This is a genomic window from bacterium (assembly GCA_026129405.1).
Lineage (GTDB): Bacteria > Desulfobacterota > Binatia > DP-6 > DP-6 > JAHCID01.
Map to the genome: position 1 here is coordinate 19,721 of JAHCID010000003.1, position 21,010 is coordinate 40,730.

Genomic DNA, 21,010 nt, shown 5'->3' on the forward strand with positions numbered 1-21,010 from the left:
CACCGAACTCACCATGGAAGCCATCCTCGACGACCTCCTCGCGTTCACCCGGCACTTCGACCTCACGCTCTACGACTGGCAGGCCGACGCCTTCGGGCAGGCGTGCGCCCGCGTCGACCAGCGCTTTAAGTATCGCCTCGCCGGCATCTCGGTGCCCCGCGGCAACGGGAAGTCCTATGGCGGCGCCCTGGTAGGGCTCTGGCGCCTCCTGTGCGGCCCGCCGCCGCAGGACATCATCAGCGCCGCCCTCGACTACGACGGCGCGAAAGTCGTGCTCGAGCACGCCCGGCAGATCGTGCGCGCGGTGCCGGCGCTGGCCGACGTGATCGAGGTGGGCGCGACGGGGCTGTCGGTTCCGGCGACGGGTTCGCGATGGACGGTGACGACGCGGGAGCACACCGCGAGCCGCGGGCGGCACCCGACACTGGTCGTCTATGACGAGATCGGATGGGCGAAAGACACCGAGCTGTTCAGTAGCCTCCTCGCGGGTCAGGCGTCGGTCGACGACCCGTTGATGATCGTGATCAGCACGGTGGGTCGCCGGCAGGCCGGGCCGTTGTGGACGGTCAAGGTGCTCGCCGACGGCGGCGACGACGGCGTGTTCTGGTGGTGGAGCGGGCAGAACCTCTCGCCGAAGGTGACGCCGACGTTCCTGGAGCGCCAGCGGCGCATCCTGGTGGCCGCGCAGTTCGCGCGCGAGCACGGGAACCAGTGGGTCGACGCGGCCGACTCCTTCGTGAGCGCCGAGGACGTCGACCGCGCGCAACAGCAGGGCTGGCGAGAGCAGACGGAGGGCGATCCCGACCGGACCTATCGCGCCTATGTCGACGTGGGCATCGTGCACGATCCCAGCGTGATCGCGATCGGGCACCAGGAGGGCATGGTCGTCTTCGTCGACCGCCTGCTGACGTTCCAGGGCTCGAAACGGGAACCCGTCCAGATCGAGGCCCTTGAGCACGCCCTCGTCGACCTCTCGCGGAAGTTCAACCTGACGCAGATCCGCATCGAGTCGTGGCAGGGGATCGCCGTCGTGCAGCGGCTCGCGGCGACCGGGCTGCCGGTGGAGTTGTTCACGCCGACGCCGAAGAGCAACGCGGAGGAGTGGCCCCAGCTCGCGCAGCGCATCGGCAACGGGAGTCTCGTTCTGTTTCCCCACGCGCGTCTTCGTGAGGAGCTACTGAATCTGACCGTTGAGGTGGGACCGAGCGGCGCGAAGGTCGTGGATAAGGGGAAGGTCCATCAGGACCACGCGGTCGCGGTGCGCGGCGTCTGTGCGTCGTTCCCGCTCGTGGAGGAAGGACCGCTGCCGGACCTCCTGCACGTTTACGGTCCGTCCGACTCCGTCGCGCACATCCGCGAAGAGGGTGCCGGCCTCCCGGTGTGGATGAACATCGACGACATACCCTGACGGTGGTGCAGGGGCCGACCCATCCACCTACTACGATGGGCATGGCCAAGCTCTCGGAGACGCGCCCCGATGTCGCCCGGCGCTTTGCGACCTTCGTCGAGCCCGCCGCCGATGGCTGCGCGCGCTGGATCGGGATGCGCGTCCAGGGCGTCCCGCGCTTCACCTACGCCGGCACCGTCGTGCCCGCCCGCAAGGTGGCACTACTCCTTGCCGGCCGCCGCATCCCGGCACGGGCGAAGTTCCGCACGCGCTGCGGCGACCCCTTGTGCGTCGCCCTCGAGCACGTGCTGGTAGTCACGCCGGCTCCGAAGCGTCCGAAGGCCGTCAAGAAGATCCTGGACCCGCAGACGCGCGCGCTCATCCGGCGCATGCGCCAGTCCGGCGTGAAGATCCGCGAGGTCGCGAAGGCGTGCGGCTGCGACCGTTCCACCGTGAGCAAGATCGCCGGCCCGCTGCGCCGGCCCGCGCCCGAGCCGGTCGCCCTCCGTGCGATCGAGGGGGGCAAGTCGTGATCCAGATCGGCCTCCTGACGGGCGACTTCGACGCCTACGTCGTTGCTCGCAATTTCTCGGCGCTCCGGCGCTGGATACAGCCGCCCGCGCGGAGCGCGACGCCGATCCTCGCCGGCCAGTCCGACGGCGACGCCGCGATCGGCTGGGTCGACTACGTCACGGCGCGGGACCGCTCGACGATCGTCGTGGACCTCGTCGGCGTGCCGCCGAAGGTGCAGGCCGCGCTCGCGGCCGGCGGCGTGAGCGCGAGGGGCGAGTTCTATCCGACCTGGTCCGACACGACGGCGGCGAAGAACCTCATGACCGGCGCGGCCGGGCCGGTGTTGAGCAGCATCGTCCTGCACGGGCTCGACCTCCCGTCGTGCGGTGACATCGACTGCCTCTGCTCGGTGCTGCTTCACGAGCGCATCGCCGTCTCGCCGGGAAACCAGGCCGTCGCGGACCTCGCGTGGAAGCGATTTCGCGAGAGCGGAGAGCCCCGGTACGCGCGCGTCCTGCGCCTCGTGGCCGACGACGTGCCGGCCGCCGTCCTGCGCGCGGATGCGGCGCCCCTCCCGGCGTCGATGCAGGAGCGCCAGACCGCCGCCTTCGCCGTGCTCGGCGGCGCCCCGCTCGCGATGAAGGAGAACGCCATGCCGAATGACCGACCGACTCCCCTGCCGGACCCGTCCGACGAGATCGCAAGCCTTGCCGAAGCGAAGCTCGCGGCGTCCGGCTGGCCCGACACGGACACGACGCGCCGCCGCTGTGTCGAGATCGTGCTGCGCGAGCGCCCCGACCTCCGTCCGGCCGAGCGCGAGGCCCGCCAGGTCGATCGCGCGCTGCGCTACATCGCGCAGGACAACGGCATGAACCTCAACGACCCGCGCGACCGGCAGGCGGCACAGAAGCTCCTCGCCAGCGATCCCGCGTATTCCGATCTTCAGCCGGAGTCGTGGCACGAAGAGTACGTCGGCCGGCCGCGCTCGACGTACCAGCCGCCGCCGGAGCCGGTCCCCGCGATCCCGACGGAGCTGCGCGAGACCATCGCGAAGCTCGGCGACGAGCTGAAGCTGCGCTGGGAGCATGCCGAGGGGCGCAAGCTGATCGCGCTCGCGTGCTGCCGTCGCTTCCCGCAGCTCGCCCGGCATTTGCCGGAGGGGCTGAAGGCACCGGAGATCAAGGCCGCGGAGCGGCGGGAGCGTGAGGCGCAGGCCGAGCGCGAGTATCTGGCGCGGTTGTCGCCGTTCGGGGGTGCGTCGTGACGCGCGACGACGTCGTGCGCGCCGCGTTGACGGCGCTGCTCTCGGCCGTGGAGACGATGCGCACGTTCGAGCGCACGTTGCCGCCACCGGCCCGCCGGACCCTCGACGAGCAGCTTCGCGTCGCCCGGCTCGCCGTGCAGGCGCTCGGCACCAGCACCAAGGAGGACCCCCATGCGTCACGATGAAAACGCCGTCCAGGCGCACGGCAAGCTGAGGGAGGCGCTGCAGCTCCTCGACGCCGCCTGTACTCACGTGGACGCCGACGCGGCGGTGCGCGCCGCGCGGGAGAAGGCGCTGGAGGCCGCGGCGCTCCTGGCCGAGCACGGTTTCTGCGGCTGACGCCATGTCCGTGATCTTTGCGACGATCCCAGCGGGCCAGTCGGTGTCGAGCGCCTTCGCGATCGACCGCCCGGCCGATCGTGTCGTGCTCGGCGTTCCGTCGCACGCGGCACTGGGATGGCGACTCGAGTGGGCGCACGTCCTCTCGGGGCCGTTCGCGCCCGCCGCGCGGGACGACGGGACCGGCCTCGTCTCCGACGCCTTCAGCGGGAGCGCGGGCGCGTGGTTCGCCGGTCGCGTCCTGGGCGCGTGCGTGCGTGTGCGGACGTCGGCCGCGGTGTCTGCCACGATGTCCGCCACGATCACGCCGTCGCCGTACTTCTGAGGGCGCGGCGTGGGGACGCCCAACTACGGCTTCACGTTGCCGCCGCTCGGTGCGGGATCGTGGCATGACAGTTTTCTATGGGCGTTTCCGCACAGCGTCGAAGCGGCCGGTCGGCCGAAGCCTCCGTGCACGGCCGCGGCTCCGTCGTGATGTGGGAGATCGCACGATCCTCTGGGCCGAAGAGTTCGCGTGACGGGCGAGGCGGCGGCGTTCAGCGCGGAAGCGGTGCTGCCGGTGCAGCTCGTGGCGGGCCGAGGCGATAGTCCGGAACGGGCGCTCGCCCGCGCCGTGATGGGGCAGGCGCTCGAGGACGCCGCCCGCGGGGATCGGGGCGCGCTGCGGTGGCTCCGGTCGGAGACGCGCGCGTGGCCCTATGCGTACGCGAACCTCTGCGATCTCCTGGGCTACGACGCGCAGGCGCTGCGGCGCCGGCTCGGACGCGCGCGAGTCCGACGACGGGTGCGGGTGTAGCTGCTACTTCGCCTGTTCGCGCTTCATCCATGCCTCCCAGTCGGGCTTGACGTCGGGGGGCAGCTCGCCCTTCGCGAGCAGGTGCTCGAGGTAGCGGAAGTACACGACGGCGAGGAAGGCGCCGTCCGGGACCTCGGCGCTCATCTTCATCTCACGCGCGAGGGGGATCAGGGTCTTGATCCGCTCGTGCGACAGTTCGATCGCCTTCGCGAGGAGCACTTCCTTCCGCCGGGCGCGGCGTTCGAGCGCGCCGTTGAAGAAGGTCACGCCGGCCGCCACGAGGGCGCCAACGCCGGCCGAGGTGACGATCGTGGCGACGTCCACCGCGGCCTACGACCTGGGGCTCGTCGTCCCGGCCGCGCCGACGGGCGGGTGCGCGATCTCCGTCTGCGGCCAGCGCCGCGTGCGGGCTTCCGCGGCCCGAGCCTGGCGCCCCGCTGCGACCTCGCCGACGGTCGCTGAGTAGCAGGCAACGAAGGACTCCACGCGCGTCATTTGCCCGCTGCCGGGGACGGTGGACGTCGGCGGCACGAACGGCCCCTTCGACCAGCGAAAGAGGGTCGCCCTCGAGACCGGCGACACGCCACCGTTGAGCGCCGCGAGCGCGTCCAGCCAGTCCTTCACCGTGCCGCCGACCCAGTCCATGCCTCTCTGAAATGAGACTCCTTCCAGCACGTGCGGTCAAGGGCGGGTATTTCTAGCGTCATGACTACGCACGATGCGCCGAGTGAAGGTGTCCTGACGCGCCGGATGATTCAGGTGCGGGTCGTCGCTGGCGAGGCCGATCGCTGGGCCGCGGAGGCGAAGCGCCGCGACGTGACCGTGTCGGCGCTGATCCGTCACGCGGTCCGCCGGCTTCTGCGCGAGCCGGACCTCCCCGAGATCACTCAGTGAGGTCGGCGATGGCCTACGAAGTGCCGAATGCGTGCGGGAGCGATCGCGACCACCTCCGCCTCGATCATCACGACCTCAAGGCGATGAGCGACCTCGAGTTGCGCCGCGAGATGTGGCGGGTTGGGGCCGCGATCGGCGCGATCGACGACGACCACCACCCCGATCTCCCCTGGTTGCTGGAGCGTGACCACGCCATCGGCGAGGAGCGCCGCGCGAGGGCTGTCGCCTACTACGACAACGGCCGCCGGGTCAGGGCGGCCGCGTCGAGGAACTGAACGATGCCGACTTCGCAGGTAGCACCGGAGGCCGCGCCGAACAACGCGCTGCCGGAGATCATCGTCAACGGCCGTCCCCTGCGGGAGGTCACCGACGATGCGCTCGCGGCGCTCCTCGCCGCGAATGCGCCGCCCTCCCTCTTCTGCCGGTTCGGGCACCTCGCGCGGGTGCGCGCCGACGAGACAAGGCGTCCCTTCGTGGAGCGCATCTCCGAGCCCGTTCTGCGGCACCGTCTCGAGCGCGTGGCGCAGTTCCTCCGCGTCTCCCAGCGCGGCGCCGCCGTGCCGGTCCCGCCGCCGTTCGAGGTCGTGCAGGATCTGGTCGCCCTGGGCCGCTGGGACGTGCCCTCGCTTGAGGCCGTCACCACCGTCCCGGTCCTGCGCCGCGACGGCACCGTCGCCAACGCCCCCGGCTACGATCCTCAGACGCGCCTCGTCTACTGGCCGACGCCGGAGCTGATCGTGCCGGCGATCCCGTCGAAGCCGTTGGCCGCGGAGGTGGCGGCGGCGCGAGCGCTGATCGACGACCTCCTCGTCGACTTCCCCTTCGTGGACCAGGCGAGCCGCGCGAACATGCTCGCGCTGATCCTGACGCCGATTCTGCGCCCGGCGATTTCAGGACCGGTGCCGCTGTGCCTCCTCGACAAGCCGAAGCGGGGCACCGGGGCCAGCCTTCTGGCGCAGCTCGCTGAGGCGATCGCCATCGGCACTGGCACCGACCTCACCACCGCGCCGCGCGACGACGAGGAGTGGCGGAAGAAGATCACGGCGGCGCTGATCGAGGGCGCGACGATCCTGTTTTTCGACAACGTGGAGCACGTGCTGTCGAGTCCGAGCCTCGCCGCGGCGCTGACGACGACGGAGTGGTCGGACCGCATTCTCGGCAAGTCGGAGATGGCGAGGGCGCTGCCGCAACGCGCCACGTGGATGGCCACCGGAAACAACCTGCGCGTGGGCGGCGACCTCGCGCGACGCAGCTACTGGGTCCGCCTCGACGCGCAGCTCGCGCGTCCGTGGCAGCGCCATGGCTTCCGTCACGCCGACCTCCTCGGCCACGTTCGCAGGCATCGCGGGCAGCTCCTCGCCGCCGTCCTCACGATGGCGCGGGGCTGGTGGGCTGCCGGGTGTCCGGTCGCGGGCACGCCGACCTTGGGTGGATTTGACGACTGGGTGCGGATCGTCGGCGGCGTCCTTGCGCACGCGGGCATCGAAGGGTTCCTCGGCAATCTGGACGAGCTCTACGAGCACGTCGATGAGGAAGAGGTCGCCTGGGAAGCGCTCCTCGCGGCGTGGGCAGATATCTATGGCGACCGCGCCCTGACCGTCGCGGAGGTGCTGCGCGATCTCCGCACGAACCCCTCGCACCCGTTCCACGACCTCCTGCCCGGCGACTTGCTTGACGGGCGCGGGAACCTCGACCGCCGGCTCGGCAATGCCCTGTCGAAGCGCGAGCGCGCGGTGTTCGGCGTTCTGCGGATCGAGCGTCACGGGCGCAAGGCGCGGGCGGTGCGATGGCGCGTGATCGCGGTGCGGGGTGAGTTTCGTGAGTTGAGTGAGTCTGTCCCGGCCGAGGCCGCCCCCCCTGCGAGTGAGTCTGGTGAGTCGAGTGAGTCCGTTTCGGCCAAGGGCTCCCCCCCTCGTAGTGAGTCTGGTGAGTCCGGTGAGTCTGTTTCAGCCGATCGTGGGGCCGCATGACCGACCTCGAGGCGCTGAAGGCTGACCCCGGTCGCGTCGACCAGCTCGACGCCGCCGAGCTGCCCGCGGTGCTCGAGCGCGCCAGCGCCGAGCACGCCCGCCTGGCGCTCGTTGAGCGGCGCATCCTTGCGCGTCTGCGCGTGCCGCCCGTGGTGGCGCTGGCCGGGGACGACGACGACCTCCTCGACGACGAGGCCGTCGGGCGGTTGCTGGCGGTTCCGGCCTCCCATGTCGGCGACCTGCGGCGCCGGGGGGCGCTCCCGGTCGTGCACGTCGGGAAATACGTCCGGGTCCGGCGGGGCGACGTGCGGAACTTCGCCCGGGGGGCTTCCCAGGGGTCATGTGCCAATGGCATATCGACGTCATGACTGGGGAGGAGCTGCGGACGATTCGCCACCGGCTCGGGCTCTCACAGCGGGAGTTCGCACCGCGCGTCGGCCTCACGGCGAACGCGGTGGCGCGCATCGAGCGCGGCGAGCGCGGTGTCTCGCCGATGCTGGCGATCCTCGTGGGCTTCCTCGCCCCCAAGCCGCGCCCGCGTGGGCGCCGGAGGTGATCGCATGGTGAGGAAGGGCAAGGGCCAACGGCGGAAGCCGTTCAAGGACGAGTGGTACGACCGCCAACCGGACGGCACGTTGAAGCGCCGGACCAAGTGGTTCGCGACGAAGCAGGAAGCCGACGACCACGAGGACCAACGCAGGAAGTCTCGGCCGATGGGGCGCCCGAGCATCGACCCCGGGAGCACGGTTGAGGTCGTCGCGCAGCGGCTCAAGGCGTTGACCGAGCTGCGGCGCGGCAACACGGCGCGGTTCTACGCGAGCAACCTCGACGCGCACATCCTGCCGCACTTCCGGGGCTGGCCGATGCGCGATGTGGACCGGGGCACGGTGATGGATTTCCTCCTCACGATGCGGAAGGCGCCCGTGATCCGCGACGGCAAGACGCTGCGTCCCCGGCACGCCGACAGCACGGTGCGCGGCATCCTGGCGACCTTCTCGAAACTCGCGGCCGTCGCCGTGTCGAGCCAGATCTACCCGGCGAACCCGTTTGCGCGGCTCGGCGCGGAACTTGGGCTCGCGGCGAAGCCGGCGGCCCGCCGCAACGCCGTCAAGAAGAAGGCCATGACGCGCCCGCAGCTCACGCGCTTCCGCGCGGCCGTCGAGGCGATGGCCCCGCGGCTGGCGCCGCTGTTCCTGCTGCTCGCGCGCACGGGCCTGCGCATCAACGAAGCGCTCGCGCTGCGGGTCGTGGACCTGGACCTCGACGCCGGCACGCTGCGCGTCGAGCGCGAGAAGGTGAAGGACCACAAGGTGCCGGGGAAACCCGACGCCTGGACGATCGGCCCCCCGAAGTCGGACCACGGCGTGCGCACGGTGCGGCTGACGCCGCAGCTCGCGACGATCCTGCGGCGCTGGCTCGAGGTCGACCGCGCGAAGGAAAAGCTGCGTCACGGCTGGCCGGTGACGCCGCCGTGGCTGTTCTACGTCGAGCGCCACCCGGGCACCTACGGCGACGACCCGTGCGCGGGCACGTTCGATGACAGCAACGTCCGGCGCGTCATGCGGACGGTCCTGCGCCAGTTGCACGAGGCCGACGTGAAGGCCGGGCTGCCCGTGGACGCGCGGTTTCCGCGACACTTCACGCCGCATTGCTTCCGCCACACGTTCGCCAGCTTGTTGCTGTCGGAGGGACAGAAGCCGCTCCAGTGGGTGAAAGAGCAGCTGGGACACGAGAGCATCAAGCTCACGAGCGACACGTACGGCTCGTGGTTGCCGGCGGTCGACGCCACCGGCAACGACTGCCTCGACGACGACGGCGCGGAGGCGGTCAGTCACGGTCAGGGCAGAACGTGAGGCCAGAAGATCCTGACCGCTCCCCGCTGACGCGGTGTGTTAGTGACTGAACCGTGACTGAAAGATAACTTTGCTAGCAGGCGACGGAGAAAACGTCAGCAATTTCAAGAGCCACCCGCCGGAGTCGAACCGGCGACCTACTGATTACGAATCAGTTGCTCTACCGACTGAGCTAGGGTGGCAGACCGCGCGAGCCGCGTCTCATAGCCGACGGCCCACAGCCGGGCAACCCGCGCAGGGCTCCTTGACGAGGTACACCCCCTTCGCCATTTCCGGCGCCCAGGTGATCCGACCCAGAGTGCCCCGGAGGCCCCGCGCATGACCCCACCGAGACCCGGCGTCATGACGCCGGCCCAGGCCGAAGCGTTTCTGCAGGAGCACGACGTCCGCTTCGTCCTCGCGCAGTTCGTCGACATCCACGGCGTCGCGAAGACCAAGGCCGTTCCCGCAAGCCACCTGGGCGACGTGCTCGAGGGCGGCGCCGGCTTCGCCGGGTTCGCGGTCTGGGGGCTCGGGCAGGAGCCGCACGATCCCGACTTCATGGCCGTCGGCGATCTCGCCACGCTCTCCCTCGTGCCGTGGCAGCCGGGGTACGCGCGCATCGTCTGCGACGGGTACGTGAAGGGGCAGCCGTGGCCGCTCGACACGCGGCACATCCTGAAGAAGCAGATCGCGCGGCTCGCGGAGAAGGGGTGGACGCTCGACTCGGGGATCGAGCCGGAGTTCATGCTGCTGAACCGGCTGCCCGACGGGACCGTCGTCTGCGCCGACCCGTCCGACGCGCTCGACAAGCCCTGCTACGACTACAAGGGGCTCTTCCGGAGCCGGGCCTTCATCGAGCAGCTCGTCGAGGCGCTCCAGAAGGTCGGGTTCGACGTCTACCAAGTGGACCACGAGGACGCGAACGGGCAGTTCGAGGTGAACTTCTCGTACTCCGACTGCCTCACGTCCGCCGACCGCATCGTCTTCTTCCGCATGGCGGCGAGCGAGATCGCGCGGCAGTGTGGTGCCGTCTGCTCGTTCATGCCGAAGCCGTTCAGCGACCGCACCGGCAGCGGACTCCATCATCACCTCTCGCTGTCCGACGGGAAGACCGGCAACCTCTTCGCGGACGACGGTGACGAGCGCAACCTTGGTTTGTCGCAGCTCGCCTACCACTTCCTCGGCGGGCTCCTCGCGCACGCGCCGGCGCTGGCGGCGCTGGTGGCGCCGTCGGTCAACTCCTATAAGCGGCTCGTGGTCGGGCGCAGCTTCTCCGGCGCCACCTGGGCGCCGGCCTACATCTCCTACGGCGACAACAACCGCACCTCGATGGTCCGCGTGCCGTACGGGCGGCTCGAGGTCCGGCTCGTCGACTCGAGCGCCAACCCGTACCTCGCGGCGTCGGCGATCATTGCCGCCGGGCTCGACGGCATCGAGCGCAAGCTCGATCCGGGCGAGCCGCACAACATCAACCACTACCGCCTGTCGCCCGAGCAACTGCGCGAGCGCGGCGTCGGCGTGCTGCCGCAGACGCTCGCCGAGGCGCTCGACGCGCTCGAGGCGGACGGGCTCTTCGCGCAGCAGCTCGGCTCCGACTTCCTCTCCGAGTTCGTGACGATCAAGCGGATGGAGTGGGTCGACTACCACCGCCACGTCTCCGACTGGGAGCTGCGGCGGTACCTGGAGTTCTACTGATGTGCGGCGTCGTCGGCCTTCTCCTGAAGGACGGCACGCGGCGCGCCGAGCTCGGCCGGCTCGTGACCGGCATGTTCGAGACGATGGGTGAGCGCGGGCCCGACTCGGGCGGCCTCGCCGTCTTCGGCGAGCCCACGACCGGGGCGCTCCGCCGCTTCAACGTCTTCGCGCCGCGCCGCGACTACCCGTGGGGCGAGCTCGCGACGGCGCTGGGCGCGTCCGTCGAGGCCATCGAGAACCACGCCGTCGTTTCGCTCGCCGGCACCGCGCCCGACTTCCGCCGCTGGCTCGCCGAGTACGATCCGACGCTGCACCTCCTGTCGGCCGGACGGCGCATCAACGTCTACAAGGACGTCGGCGCGGCGGGCGCGATCGCGAAGCGCTACCGGTTCCCGGTGCTCGGCGGCACGCACGCCGTCGGGCACACGCGCATGGCGACGGAGTCGGCCGTGTCGCCGGCGCGCGCGCATCCGTTCACCGCCGGCGAGGACTTCTGCCTCGTCCACAACGGCTCGCTGTCGAACCCGAACATGCTGCGCCGCAAGCTCGAAGCGGAGGGCGTCGCCTTCGAGACCGACAACGACACCGAGGCCGCCTGCCGCCTCATCGAGTGGCGGCTCCGCGCCGGCGACTCGCTCGAGCAGGCGCTCGAGGTCGCGTTCCGCGAGCTCGACGGCTTCTACACGCTCGTCATGGGCACCGGCGACTCGCTGACGCTCGTCCGCGACGCCTTCGCCTGCAAGCCCGCCGTCATCGCGGAGACCGACTCGTGGGTGGCGATCGCGTCGGAGTTCCGGGCGCTGGCGCATCTGCCCGACGTCGCGTCGGCGAACGTCTTCGAGCCGGAGCCGGAGCGCATCTACACCTGGACGGTCCCGAATTGACGGTCCTCGATCTCGAGCAGCTCTCGGTCCGGGAGATCAACTACGCCCTCCATCATCGGGACTCGATGGAGTCCGTCACGCTCGTGAACCCCGGCGGCGCGCACAACCTGGCCGTCGGGCTCGACTGGCCCGGCGAGGTCGAGATCCGCGGCCACGCCGGCTACTTCGTCGGCGGGATGAACAAGCAGGCGACGATCACCGTCCACGGCAGCGTGGCGTCGAGCGTCGCCGAGAACATGATGTCGGGCCTCGTGCGCGTGCGCGGCAACGCCTCGCAGTGCGCGGGGGCGTCGATGCACGGCGGGCTCCTCGTCGTCGAGGGCGACGCCGCGGCCCGCTGCGGCATCTCGCTGAAGGGCGGCGACGTCGTGGTCGGCGGGCGCGTCGGGCACGCGAGCGGCTTCATGGCGCAGGCGGGGCGCATCGTCGTCTGCGGCGACGCCGGCGCGAGCCTCGGCGACTCGCTCTACGAGGCGGTCATCTACGTCGGCGGCGGCATCAAGAGCCTCGGTGCCGACGCGCAGGAAGAGGAGATGACCGAGGCGGACGTCGTCGTCGTGCGCGCGCTCCTCGCGAAGGCCGGCCTGGCCGAAGACCCCGCGCGGTTCCGCCGCGTCGCCTCCGCGCGCACGCTGTATCACTGGAACGCCGACGCGCAGCAGGAGTACTGAGCGACGTGGCGATCCGGCGCGAGGAGAACAGCCTCTACGGCCCGGACGTGCTGGCCTACATCCAGCGCGCCGCCGAGCACGGCGTCTACGACATCCGCGGCCTCGGCGCGAAGCGCCGCGTCCCGCACTTCGACGACCTCGTCTTCCTGACGGCGTCGATGTCACGCTATCCGCTCGAGGGCTACCGCGAGCGCTGCACGACGAAGACGGTGCTCGGCACACGCCACGCGAAGAAGCCCATCGAGCTCGCGATCCCGATCACCGTCGCCGGCATGAGCTTCGGCGCGCTGTCGGCGCGCTCGAAGGAGGCCATCGGGCGCGCGGCGACGGCCGTCGGCACGTCGACCACCACCGGCGACGGCGGCATGACGCCTGAAGAACGCGAGTCGTCGAAGACGCTCGTCTACCAGTGCCTGCCGTCGCGCTACGGCTTCAACCCCGACGACCTCCGCAAGGCCGACGCCATCGAGGTCGTCGTGGGGCAGGGCGCCAAGCCCGGCGGCGGCGGCATGCTGCTCGGGCAGAAGATCACCGAGCGCGTCGCCGCCATGCGCACGCTGCCCGCCGGCATCGACCAGCGCTCGGCGTGCCGCCATCCCGACTGGACGGGGCCCGACGACCTCGCGATCAAGATCGTCGAGCTGCGCGAGATCACCGACTGGCAGGTGCCGATCTACGTGAAGATCGGCGCGTCGCGCGTCTTCAACGACGTGAAGCTGGCGGTGAAGTCGGGCGCCGACGTGGTCGTCGTCGACGGCATGCAGGGCGGCACCGCGGCGACGCAGCAGGTGTTCATCGAGCACGCCGGCATCCCGACGCTGCCCGCCGTGCGTCAGGCCGTCGAGGCGCTCGAGGAGATGGGCGTCTACGGCGAGGTGCAGCTGGTCGTCTCGGGAGGCATTCGCACCGGGGCCGACGTCGCGAAGGCGCTGGCGCTCGGGGCCGACGCGGTGTCGATCGGGCAGGGCGTGCTGATGGCGCTCGGCTGCAACGCGCCGAGGCCGCTCGACGGGGGGACGCACGAAGACGTGAGCGCCGACTACGCGAAGCTCGGCACGGAGCCCGGCTACTGCCACCACTGCCAGAGCGGCCGCTGCCCGGTCGGCGTGACGACGCAGGACCCGTCACTCGAGCTGCGGCTGGAGCCTACGGAAGGCGCGCGGGCCCTGCGCAACTACCTCAACGTCCTCACCATGGAGCTGACGACGCTCGCGCGCGCCTGCGGCAAGTCGAACGTGCACCATCTCGAACGCGAGGACCTCGTGGCGCTGACCGTCGAGGCCGCGGCGATGGCGGGCGTGCCGCTCGCGGGCACGAGCTGGATCCCCGGACGCCGCAGCTCGGAGCCCGGCGGCTGGTGAAGGGCTACTCGGCCTGGTCGCTCCTCCGCCGCGGGCTCACCGGCGGCGAGTGGCCGCGCGCGTGGCGGCGCCAGGCGCAGCGGCGCAGCTACGACGTCGTCGTCATCGGCGCCGGCGTGCACGGGCTCGCGACCGCCTACTACCTTGCGAAGAACCACGGCGTCACCGACGTCGCCGTGGTCGACAAGGCGTGGGTGGGCGGCGGCGCCTCGGGCCGCAACACCGCCATCGTGCGCTCGAACTACCTGACGCCCGAGGGCGTGCGCTTCTACGACCGCTCGCTCGAGCTCTACCGCCACCTGGCGCGCGAGCTCGACTTCAACGTCATGTTCGCGCGCCGCGGCCACATGACGCTGGCGCACGACGACGGCGCGCTGCGCACCATGCAGTGGCGCGCGCAGGTGAACCAGCTGGAGGGCGTCGACTCGAAGGTGATCGGCCCGCGCGACGTCGCCGCGATCGAGCCCTACCTCGACTGCTCGCCGCGCCGCCGCTACCCGATCCTGGGCGCGCTCTACCACCCGCCAGGCGGCATCATCCGCCACGACGCGGTCAACTGGGGCTACGCGCGCGCGGCCGACGCGCTCGGCGTCCATATCCACCAGGAGACGGAGGTCGTGGGCATCGACGTCGGCTCGGATGGCGTGACCGGCGTGCGGCTCGCCGACGGCAGCACGATCGCCACCGAGCGCGTCGTCAACTGCACCGCCGGCTGGGCGACGACCATCGCCGACATGGCCGGCGTGCGCCTCCCCATCGTCACGCACCCGCTCCAGGCCGCGGTGACCGAGCCGGTGAAGCCGTTCCTCCACAGCGTCGTCGTGTCGGGGACGCTGCACGTCTACGTCAGCCAGACGGACCGCGGCGAGCTCGTCTTCGGCGCCAGCGTCGACCCGTTCGCGGCCTACTCGATGCGCGGGACGCTCGAGTTCACGGAGGAGCTGGCGAGCCACGTGCTCGAGCTGATCCCGTCGATCGCCATGGTGCGCCTGCTGCGCCAGTGGGCGGGGCTGTGCGACATGACGCCGGACTACTCGCCGGTCATGGGCGAGACGCCGGTGCGCGGCTTCTACGTCGACGTCGGCTGGGGGACGTACGGCTTCAAGGCCGGGCCCGTCTCGGGCGAGCAGATGGCGGCGCTCGTCGCCACGGGCCGGACGCCGGAGCTGATCGCGCCGTTCGCGCTATCGCGCTTCGCCGAGGGGCGCCTGGTCGGCGAGAAGGGGGCGGCCGCCGTCGGCCACTGACCATGCTGCTCGTCCCGTGCCCGCACTGCGGCCCGCGCAACGCCTCCGAGTTCCGCTGGATGGGCGAAGCCAAGCCGCGCCCCGACCCGCATGCGGCGACCCCTGCGGAGTGGCGCGCGTACCTCTACGAGAAGCGCAACCTCGCCGGCTGGGTGCGCGAGGGCTGGTACCACCGCGCCGGCTGCCGCCGCTTCTTCCAGATCGAGCGCGACACGACGACCAACGCGACGCGCCCCGTGTCCGCATGACGCCCCCCATGCCCATGCGCCTCGGCCCGCAGCCGAGGGAGGTCGTCGACCGCGGCGACGCCTTCAGCTTCACGTGGAACGGCCAGCTCCGCTTCGCCTACCGCGGCGACACCATCGTCTCGGCGCTGCTGGCGGCGGGGGAGCGCGTCTTCTCGCGCAGCTTCAAGTACCACCGGCCGCGCGGCGTTCTCTCGGCGACCTACCACGACCCGGGCTGTCTCGTGCAGGTCGGCGACGAGCCCAACGTTCGCGGCGCGCACCGGCGGGTCGGCGTCGCCTTCGACGTGCGGGCGCAGAACGTGTGGCCGTCGCTGCGCTGGGACCTCCGCGCCGTGAACCAGCTCCTCGGCCGCTTCCTGCCGCCGGGCTTCTACTACAAGACGTTCATGGCGCCCGAGGCGCTGTGGCCGGCGTACCAGCGCGTGCTGCGCGGCTTCGCGCCCGGCGGGCGGGTCGCTCGCCGGGAGCCGGCGGAGCGGTTCGCGCATCGCTTCCTGCATCCGGACGTGGTCGTCGCGGGCGGCGGTCCGGCGGGGATGTCCGCGGCGATCGCGGCGGCGGACGCGGGCGCACGCGTGCTGCTGGTCGAGGAGGAGCCCGAGCTCGGCGGCCATCTGCGCTGGGCCGGCGATCCGACGCCGCTCCGGGACGCGATCGCGCGGCGGCCGTCGATCACCGTCCTCGCCGACGCCGTCGTCACCGGGCGCTGGGACCAGAACTGGCTCGGGATCGTCGAGCGCGGCGTGCCGGGCGTCTTCGAGCGGCTGACGCGGGCGCGGGCGAAGGCGCTGGTGGTCGCGGGCGGGCTCATCGAGCGGCCGTACGTCTTCGCGGGCAACGACCTGCCGGGCGTCATGCTGTCCACCGCCGTGCGCCGGCTGGTGAACCTGTGGGCGGTGAAGCCCGGCGCGCGCGCGGTCGTGCTGACCGCCAACGCCGAGGGCGACGCGGCCATCGACGACCTCCGCCGCGCCGGCGTCGAGGTCGTCGCCGTCGCCGACGCGCGCCGCGGCGAGGACGTCGTGCGCGCGACCGGGCGGGGCGCGGTCAAAGCCGTGGAGCTGGCCGACGGCCGCACGCTCGCGTGCGACCTCCTCGTCACCGCCGTCGGCTGGACGGCGCAGACGCTGCTGCTGAACATGGCCGGCGACCGGCCCGTCTACGACCCTCGCGCGGCACGCTTCGTTCCCGGCGGCCGTCTGCCCGACGACGTCTTCGTCACCGGCGGCCTCGCCGGCGACGGCACGCTGGACGAGCTCGTCGCGCACGGCGAGACCGTCGGCCGCGCGGCGGCGGTGCAGGCGCGGGGCGGCATGCCCGACCCCGTCACGCTGCTGCAGCGCGATCCGCACCCGGCGCTCTTCCAGGCGCGCACGCACGGCTTCGTCGACTTCTCCGAGGACGTCGGCTCGAAGGACGTCGTCACCGCGGCGCACGAGGGCTACGACGGCGTCGAGCTGGTGAAGCGCTACACGACGGCGACCATGGGCCCCGCGCAGGGCAAGCTCGAGACCATGAGCACGGTCGCCGTGCTGGCCGGCGCGGTCGGCACGCCGATCGCCGAGATCGGCACCACCACCTGGCGTCCGCCCTACGTCCCGGTGACGCTCGGTGCGCTCGCCGGCCGTCCGCACCACCCCGTGCGGGTGTCGCCGATGCAGCCGTGGCACGAGGCGCAGGCGGCGATCCCGATGGTCGCGGGGCAGTGGATCCGCCCCGCGCACTACGGCGACCCCGCCGGCGAGGTGCGCGCCGTGCGCGAGGGCGTCGGCGTCATCGACGTCACGCCGCTCGGCAAGATCGACCTCCGCGGCGCGGACGTGCCGAAGCTCCTGAACCTCGTCTACGTGAACAAGTGGTCGCAGCTCCCCGTCGGCGGCGTGCGCTACGGCGTCATGTGCGCCGAGGACGGCGTCGTGCTCGACGACGGCGTCACCGGCCGTCTCGCCGAGGAACGCTGGCTCATGACGACGACGTCGTCGGGCGCCGGCACCGTCTACGAGTGGCTCGAGATGTGGCTCCAGACCGCGCACCCCGACTGGGACGTCGCGCTCACGCCCTGCACGGCGGCGTACGCCAGCATGAACGTCGCCGGGCCGAAGGCGCGGGCGCTGCTCGGGCGCGTGGTCGAGGGCGTCGATCTCGCGTTCCCCTACATGCAGGTGCGCGAGGGCCGCGTCGCCGGCGTCGACGGCTGCGTCCTCTGGCGCATCGGCTTCACCGGCGAGACCAGCTGGGAGCTGCACGTGCCGGCGTCGTACGGGCTCCACGTCTGGGAGACGCTGTTCGCGGTCGGCCGCGACCTCGGCGTGCGGCCCTTCGGCGTCGAGGCGCAGCGCGTGCTGCGGCTCGAGAAGGGGCACGCGATCGTCGGCCAGGACACCGACGGGCTGACGATCGCCTTCGCCGCCGGCTTCGGCGGGCTCGTGAAGCTGGACAAGGACGACTTCGCCGGCGCGACCGAGCTGCGCTGGCAGCAGGGGCGCGACGACTACGCGCGCCTGGTCGCGCTGCAGCCGCTCGACCCGACCGAGGTGCCGGTCGAGGCGAGCCAGATCGTCGAGGGCGAGCGCCGCATCGTCGGCCGCATCACCTCGAGCCGCTTCTCGCCGACGCTCCACCGCGCCGTCTGCCTCGGCTACGTCGCGCCGCACCTCGCCTTCGTGGGCACCGTCGTGCAGGTGCGGCTGCCGGGCGGGCGGTGCATCGGCGCGCGCGTGACCGAGCATCTGTCCCACTTCGATCCGTCGGGGGAGCGGCTGCGTGGCTGAGTGGGCGCCGATCGCCCGCCGCGCGATCACCGAGCCGGCCTACGTGCGCGACGGCCTCGAGCTGCGCGCTGCGGACGAGGTGGCAGCGACGCTGGTGCACGCCCGCAGCGGCGCGCACGACGTGCCGATGGGCCGCGCCCGCCGCGACGCCGGCGGCACGCTCGTCGTCGGCACCGCGCCGGGCCAGTGGCTCGTCCTCGGCGCGGCGGCGGGCGTCGACCTGACGCACTTCTACGCTGCGCTCCGCCTGACCGGGCCGCGTGCCGAGACCGTGCTGCGCGCCGTCTGCGCGATCGACCTGGGCGACGCCGTCACCCCGCACGGCGCCGCCTTCCGCGCCCCGGTGGCGGGCGTCCCCACCGACGTCGTCCGCGACGACCTCGACGGCACGCCCTCGTACCTCCTCCTCGTCGACCGCTCGTACGCCCGCTACCTCTGGCACGCGCTCCTCGACGCCGCCCCCTGACGCGCCGCGAACCCTACGGAAAGCCTGACATCCGGGAAAACCCTCAAGTCCGGCCGCGCGCGCGCCGATATCCGGTCGATTCCCCTGTGGAGGTGGTTGGATGTTTCAGCGTGATGGTGGACAGGGTCCGGTGGGCGAGTCGGTCGCGAGCGGCTCGGGGCCGGGCGCAGGCGCCCAGGGCGCCACGAGCGCGTTCCTCGGCAAGGACACGCAGCTCACCGGGACGGTGACCTTCGGCAGCTCGGCGCGCATCGAGGGCCAGGTCGAGGGCCAGGTGACGGCCAACGGCACGCTCACGATCGGCGAGAGCGCGAACCTGAAGGCGACCGTCAACGGCACGGTGATCGTCGTCCAGGGCACGGTGACGGGCGACATCACCGCCAAGACGCGCCTCGAGCTGCGCAGCCCGAGCAAGGTGAAGGGCAACATCGCGGCGCCGGTCGTCGTGATCCAGGAGGGCGCCAACTTCGAGGGCCAGTGCACGATGGGCGAGGCCGCGAAGGCGAAGCTCGGCGTCACGGCCGGCCCGTCCCTGGCGTCGTCGGCGCCCCTGACGCTCGGCAACGCCGTCAACGCGTGATCATGCGGCGGCCCATCGTGGCCGCCGTCGCATGACGTTCGCATCCCGAGCCGGGGCGCCGGACGCCCCGGACTCGGGACGCGTGCGTCCGGCATGCGATTCGCACGGCAGGTGCCCGTGCGAATCGCCGCACCCGCCGTCCGCGCCCGCCGTGGTGCGCTGTACGCCGCCGGCGTCCTGACGATCGCGTCCGCTGTCGTCCTGTGCCACAACCCCGCGCCGTGCTCACCTCGACCCAGCGCAAGAGGCTCCGCGGTCTGGCCCACCCGCTCGAGCCCGTCGTCCAGGTCGGCCACCAGGGCGTGACCGACGCCGTCCTCGAGCAGGTGCGGGGCGCGCTGCTCGCGCACGAGCTGATCAAGGTCCGGCTGCGCGAGCCGGAGGACAAGAAGGCGCTCGCGGCGGCGCTGGCCGCAGGCAGCGAGTCGGAGCCGTGCGGCCTCGTCGGCCACACGGTCATCCTCTACAAGCGCCACCCCGAGAAGCCGCGCATCAGCGTGGACTGACGCCGCGCACGGCGACGACCAGCGGCATGCCGAGCAGCGTGTGCGGGTCGTCGGCGATGCGGCGCAGCTCGGCGTCGAGGTCGGCCACCTCCTCGGGCGTGGTGACGCCGTCCAGCACCGCGACGGGGGCGAGCTCCTCGAACGACAGGCGCAGGAGGTGCTTCGTCGGCCCGCTGCGGATGAGGGGCAGGTCGGCGCGCGCCTCGACGCCCTCCAGGCCGGCGGCGTCGAACAGCGCGTGCAGGCTGGTCGCGATGCGGAAGTTCTCGCCGCGCTTCGTGGCGAGCTGGAGGTTCATCGCATAGCAGCGCTCGACCGCCGCCGACGGCGGGTCGCAGAGCCAGCGCGTGACGTCCATCTCGACCGCGACGACCGCGCCGCCGGGCCGCACCAGCGCGCCCATGACGCGCAGCGCGCCGAGCGGGTCGGGGAGGTGCATCAGCACGAGGCGGCAGTACGCCAGATCGAACGCCGCCGCCGGCGCGCCCGGCGCGTTCGCCTCGGCGACGTCGAAGGTCACGTGTCCGAGCCCGCGTGCCGCCGCGAGCCGGCGCGCTTCCTCGACCTGCGCCGGGCTCTGGTCGAGCCCCAGCACCGCGCCGGTCGGGCCGACCTGCTCGCCGAGCCAGCACGCCATGATGCCGTTGCCGCAGCCGATCTCGACCACGCGCATCCCGGGCCGCAGCCCGGCCGCACGCAGCGCGGCCTCCGTGACGGGGCCGTAGACCTCCTGCAGGAGCGCCAGTCGCTCGCGCTCCGCCGCACCGGTGGCGAGGACGTAGTCGGTCACGTCCCGGTGAGTATCGCGGGGCTCCGCGCCTTGCGAGGGCCCGTCGCGCGGCATAGCCGTGCCCGCGGGAGGACGCACGCGTGATCGATCTGTACACCGCTCCGACGCCGAACGGCTGGAAGGCTTCCGTGGTGCTCGAGGAGCTCGAGCTGCCCTACGAGGTCCACCTCATCAACCTGATGGCGGGCGACCAGAAGCAGGACTGGTATCTCGAGATCAATCCGAACGGCCGCATCCCGGCCATCGTCGATCGCGACGCCGGCGACTTCGCCGTCTTCGAGTCGGGCGCGATCATGCTCTACCTCGCCGAGAAGACCGGCCGCCTCTGTCCGAGCGACGCGAAGGGCCGCTCGCTCGTCGTCCAGTGGCTCATGTTCCAGATGGGCGGGGTCGGCCCGATGATGGGCCAGGCGAACGTCTTCTACCGCTACTTCCCGGAGAAGATCCCGGCCGCGATCGAGCGCTACCAGAAGGAGTCGCGTCGCCTCTTCGAGGTGCTCGACGGGCGCCTGAAGGACCACGAGTGGCTCGCGGGCGACTACTCCATCGCCGACATCGCCAACTGGTGCTGGGTGCGCACGCACAAGTGGTCCGGCGTCTCGGTCGACGGGCTCGACGGGCTCACGCGGTGGATGGACGCCATGCGCGCGCGGCCGGCCTGCCAACGCGGGGTCGAGGTCCCGTTCAAGATGCCGGACCTGGGCGGCGAGGACGAGGCGGCGTCCAAGGAGTTCGCCAAGGGCGCCCAGAGCCTGCTCGTGAAGTGAGCCGGGCTTGCCACCCGCGGCGCGGT

Annotated in this window: 27 protein-coding genes and 1 tRNA gene; 24 read left to right on the top strand and 4 right to left on the bottom strand. The window is 71.8% G+C overall.

The features are described 5' to 3' along the window. Nucleotides 1-13: 13 nt before the first annotated feature. From KIT14_12555 to KIT14_12585, 7 genes are all read left to right on the top strand, one after another. Nucleotides 14-1,408: a hypothetical protein gene (locus KIT14_12555; GenBank protein MCW5891365.1), complete on the top strand. Its 1,395-nt coding sequence runs from the start codon at nt 14-16 to the stop codon at nt 1,406-1,408. 41 nt (nt 1,409-1,449) lie between these two features. After that, complete coding sequence (locus KIT14_12560) at nt 1,450-1,920, top strand: helix-turn-helix domain-containing protein (GenBank protein ID MCW5891366.1); 471 nt, start codon at nt 1,450-1,452, stop codon at nt 1,918-1,920. After that, nucleotides 1,917-3,164: a hypothetical protein gene (locus KIT14_12565; GenBank protein ID MCW5891367.1), complete on the top strand. Its 1,248-nt coding sequence runs from the start codon at nt 1,917-1,919 to the stop codon at nt 3,162-3,164. Before KIT14_12560 ends, KIT14_12565 begins: the two co-directional genes overlap by 4 nt. Beyond that, nucleotides 3,161-3,349 (top strand): hypothetical protein, encoded by a 189-nt coding sequence (locus tag KIT14_12570; GenBank protein MCW5891368.1) that lies wholly within the window; start codon nt 3,161-3,163, stop codon nt 3,347-3,349. The genes KIT14_12565 and KIT14_12570 overlap by 4 nt, the downstream gene beginning before the upstream one ends. Further along, nucleotides 3,336-3,503 carry a hypothetical protein gene (locus KIT14_12575; protein ID MCW5891369.1) on the top strand — a complete coding sequence of 56 codons (168 nt, stop codon included), beginning with the start codon at nt 3,336-3,338 and terminating at the stop codon, nt 3,501-3,503. Before KIT14_12570 ends, KIT14_12575 begins: the two co-directional genes overlap by 14 nt. 4 nt (nt 3,504-3,507) lie before the next feature. Then, the gene (locus tag KIT14_12580; protein ID MCW5891370.1) at nt 3,508-3,828 is read left to right on the top strand and encodes a hypothetical protein; all 321 of its coding nucleotides are present in this window, start codon (nt 3,508-3,510) and stop codon (nt 3,826-3,828) included. A 189-nt stretch (nt 3,829-4,017) separates the two neighbouring features. Beyond that, nucleotides 4,018-4,299 carry a hypothetical protein gene (locus KIT14_12585; protein ID MCW5891371.1) on the top strand — a complete coding sequence of 94 codons (282 nt, stop codon included), beginning with the start codon at nt 4,018-4,020 and terminating at the stop codon, nt 4,297-4,299. 3 nt (nt 4,300-4,302) lie between these two features. Here the strand turns inward: KIT14_12585 and KIT14_12590 are convergent, their stop codons facing one another. Next, the gene (locus KIT14_12590) at nt 4,303-4,623 is read right to left on the bottom strand and encodes a hypothetical protein (GenBank protein ID MCW5891372.1); all 321 of its coding nucleotides are present in this window, start codon (nt 4,621-4,623) and stop codon (nt 4,303-4,305) included. A gap of 6 nt (nt 4,624-4,629) precedes the next feature. Continuing rightward, nucleotides 4,630-4,944, bottom strand: a complete 315-nt coding sequence (locus KIT14_12595) for a hypothetical protein (GenBank protein MCW5891373.1) — start codon at nt 4,942-4,944, stop codon at nt 4,630-4,632. 105 nt (nt 4,945-5,049) lie between these two features. Here KIT14_12595 and KIT14_12600 point away from each other — a divergent pair, with 105 nt between their 5' ends. The 6 genes from KIT14_12600 to KIT14_12625 are packed head-to-tail and all read left to right on the top strand — an operon-like array spanning nt 5,050 to nt 9,016. Next, on the top strand, nt 5,050-5,193 hold the full coding sequence (locus KIT14_12600; GenBank protein ID MCW5891374.1) for a hypothetical protein: 144 nt from the start codon (nt 5,050-5,052) through the stop codon (nt 5,191-5,193). Nucleotides 5,194-5,201: 8 nt separating this feature from the next. Continuing rightward, nucleotides 5,202-5,468, top strand: a complete 267-nt coding sequence (locus KIT14_12605) for a hypothetical protein (GenBank protein MCW5891375.1) — start codon at nt 5,202-5,204, stop codon at nt 5,466-5,468. A gap of 3 nt (nt 5,469-5,471) precedes the next feature. Continuing rightward, on the top strand, nt 5,472-7,163 hold the full coding sequence (locus tag KIT14_12610) for a hypothetical protein (protein ID MCW5891376.1): 1,692 nt from the start codon (nt 5,472-5,474) through the stop codon (nt 7,161-7,163). Beyond that, nucleotides 7,160-7,531: a hypothetical protein gene (locus KIT14_12615; GenBank protein ID MCW5891377.1), complete on the top strand. Its 372-nt coding sequence runs from the start codon at nt 7,160-7,162 to the stop codon at nt 7,529-7,531. Before KIT14_12610 ends, KIT14_12615 begins: the two co-directional genes overlap by 4 nt. After that, nucleotides 7,528-7,719, top strand: coding sequence for a helix-turn-helix domain-containing protein (locus tag KIT14_12620; GenBank protein ID MCW5891378.1), 192 nt, complete (start codon nt 7,528-7,530; stop codon nt 7,717-7,719). Before KIT14_12615 ends, KIT14_12620 begins: the two co-directional genes overlap by 4 nt. Nucleotides 7,720-7,723: 4 nt before the next feature. Further along, a complete protein-coding gene (locus KIT14_12625) occupies nt 7,724-9,016 on the top strand; it encodes a site-specific integrase (protein MCW5891379.1) in 1,293 nt (430 codons plus the stop codon). Nucleotides 9,017-9,125: 109 nt separating this feature from the next. On the opposite strand, the gene KIT14_12630 is transcribed toward KIT14_12625, so the two are convergent. Next, a tRNA-Thr gene (locus KIT14_12630) sits at nt 9,126-9,198 on the bottom strand. A gap of 160 nt (nt 9,199-9,358) precedes the next feature. On the opposite strand from KIT14_12630, the gene glnT reads away from it, so the two are divergent. The 10 genes from glnT to yhbY all read left to right on the top strand — a co-directional run bounded on the left by glnT (nt 9,359) and on the right by yhbY (nt 19,427). Further along, nucleotides 9,359-10,693, top strand: a complete 1,335-nt coding sequence (gene glnT, locus KIT14_12635) for a type III glutamate--ammonia ligase (GenBank protein ID MCW5891380.1) — start codon at nt 9,359-9,361, stop codon at nt 10,691-10,693. Continuing rightward, nucleotides 10,693-11,577 carry an amidophosphoribosyltransferase gene (locus KIT14_12640; protein ID MCW5891381.1) on the top strand — a complete coding sequence of 295 codons (885 nt, stop codon included), beginning with the start codon at nt 10,693-10,695 and terminating at the stop codon, nt 11,575-11,577. Before glnT ends, KIT14_12640 begins: the two co-directional genes overlap by 1 nt. After that, nucleotides 11,574-12,248 carry a protein glxC gene (locus KIT14_12645; GenBank protein ID MCW5891382.1) on the top strand — a complete coding sequence of 225 codons (675 nt, stop codon included), beginning with the start codon at nt 11,574-11,576 and terminating at the stop codon, nt 12,246-12,248. Before KIT14_12640 ends, KIT14_12645 begins: the two co-directional genes overlap by 4 nt. Before the next feature lie 5 nt (nt 12,249-12,253). After that, the gene (locus KIT14_12650; GenBank protein ID MCW5891383.1) at nt 12,254-13,609 is read left to right on the top strand and encodes an FMN-binding glutamate synthase family protein; all 1,356 of its coding nucleotides are present in this window, start codon (nt 12,254-12,256) and stop codon (nt 13,607-13,609) included. Next, a complete protein-coding gene (locus KIT14_12655) occupies nt 13,606-14,856 on the top strand; it encodes an FAD-dependent oxidoreductase (protein MCW5891384.1) in 1,251 nt (416 codons plus the stop codon). The genes KIT14_12650 and KIT14_12655 overlap by 4 nt, the downstream gene beginning before the upstream one ends. Nucleotides 14,857-14,858: 2 nt before the next feature. Beyond that, entirely contained in the window at nt 14,859-15,104 is a 246-nt protein-coding gene (locus KIT14_12660; protein ID MCW5891385.1) for a sarcosine oxidase subunit delta, read from the top strand. Then, nucleotides 15,101-17,875, top strand: a complete 2,775-nt coding sequence (locus tag KIT14_12665; GenBank protein ID MCW5891386.1) for a (2Fe-2S)-binding protein — start codon at nt 15,101-15,103, stop codon at nt 17,873-17,875. The genes KIT14_12660 and KIT14_12665 overlap by 4 nt, the downstream gene beginning before the upstream one ends. Continuing rightward, complete coding sequence (locus KIT14_12670; protein ID MCW5891387.1) at nt 17,868-18,341, top strand: hypothetical protein; 474 nt, start codon at nt 17,868-17,870, stop codon at nt 18,339-18,341. The genes KIT14_12665 and KIT14_12670 overlap by 8 nt, the downstream gene beginning before the upstream one ends. 100 nt (nt 18,342-18,441) lie before the next feature. After that, the gene (locus tag KIT14_12675) at nt 18,442-18,921 is read left to right on the top strand and encodes a polymer-forming cytoskeletal protein (GenBank protein MCW5891388.1); all 480 of its coding nucleotides are present in this window, start codon (nt 18,442-18,444) and stop codon (nt 18,919-18,921) included. 221 nt (nt 18,922-19,142) lie between these two features. Further along, nucleotides 19,143-19,427 (top strand): ribosome assembly RNA-binding protein YhbY, encoded by a 285-nt coding sequence (gene yhbY, locus KIT14_12680; protein MCW5891389.1) that lies wholly within the window; start codon nt 19,143-19,145, stop codon nt 19,425-19,427. Here yhbY and KIT14_12685 read toward each other — a convergent pair. Next, a complete protein-coding gene (locus KIT14_12685; GenBank protein MCW5891390.1) occupies nt 19,414-20,217 on the bottom strand; it encodes a class I SAM-dependent methyltransferase in 804 nt (267 codons plus the stop codon). The genes yhbY and KIT14_12685 overlap by 14 nt on opposite strands. Nucleotides 20,218-20,297: 80 nt before the next feature. Between KIT14_12685 and KIT14_12690 the strand changes: the two genes are divergently transcribed. Beyond that, nucleotides 20,298-20,984: a glutathione S-transferase N-terminal domain-containing protein gene (locus tag KIT14_12690; GenBank protein MCW5891391.1), complete on the top strand. Its 687-nt coding sequence runs from the start codon at nt 20,298-20,300 to the stop codon at nt 20,982-20,984. Nucleotides 20,985-21,010 lie beyond the last annotated feature (26 nt).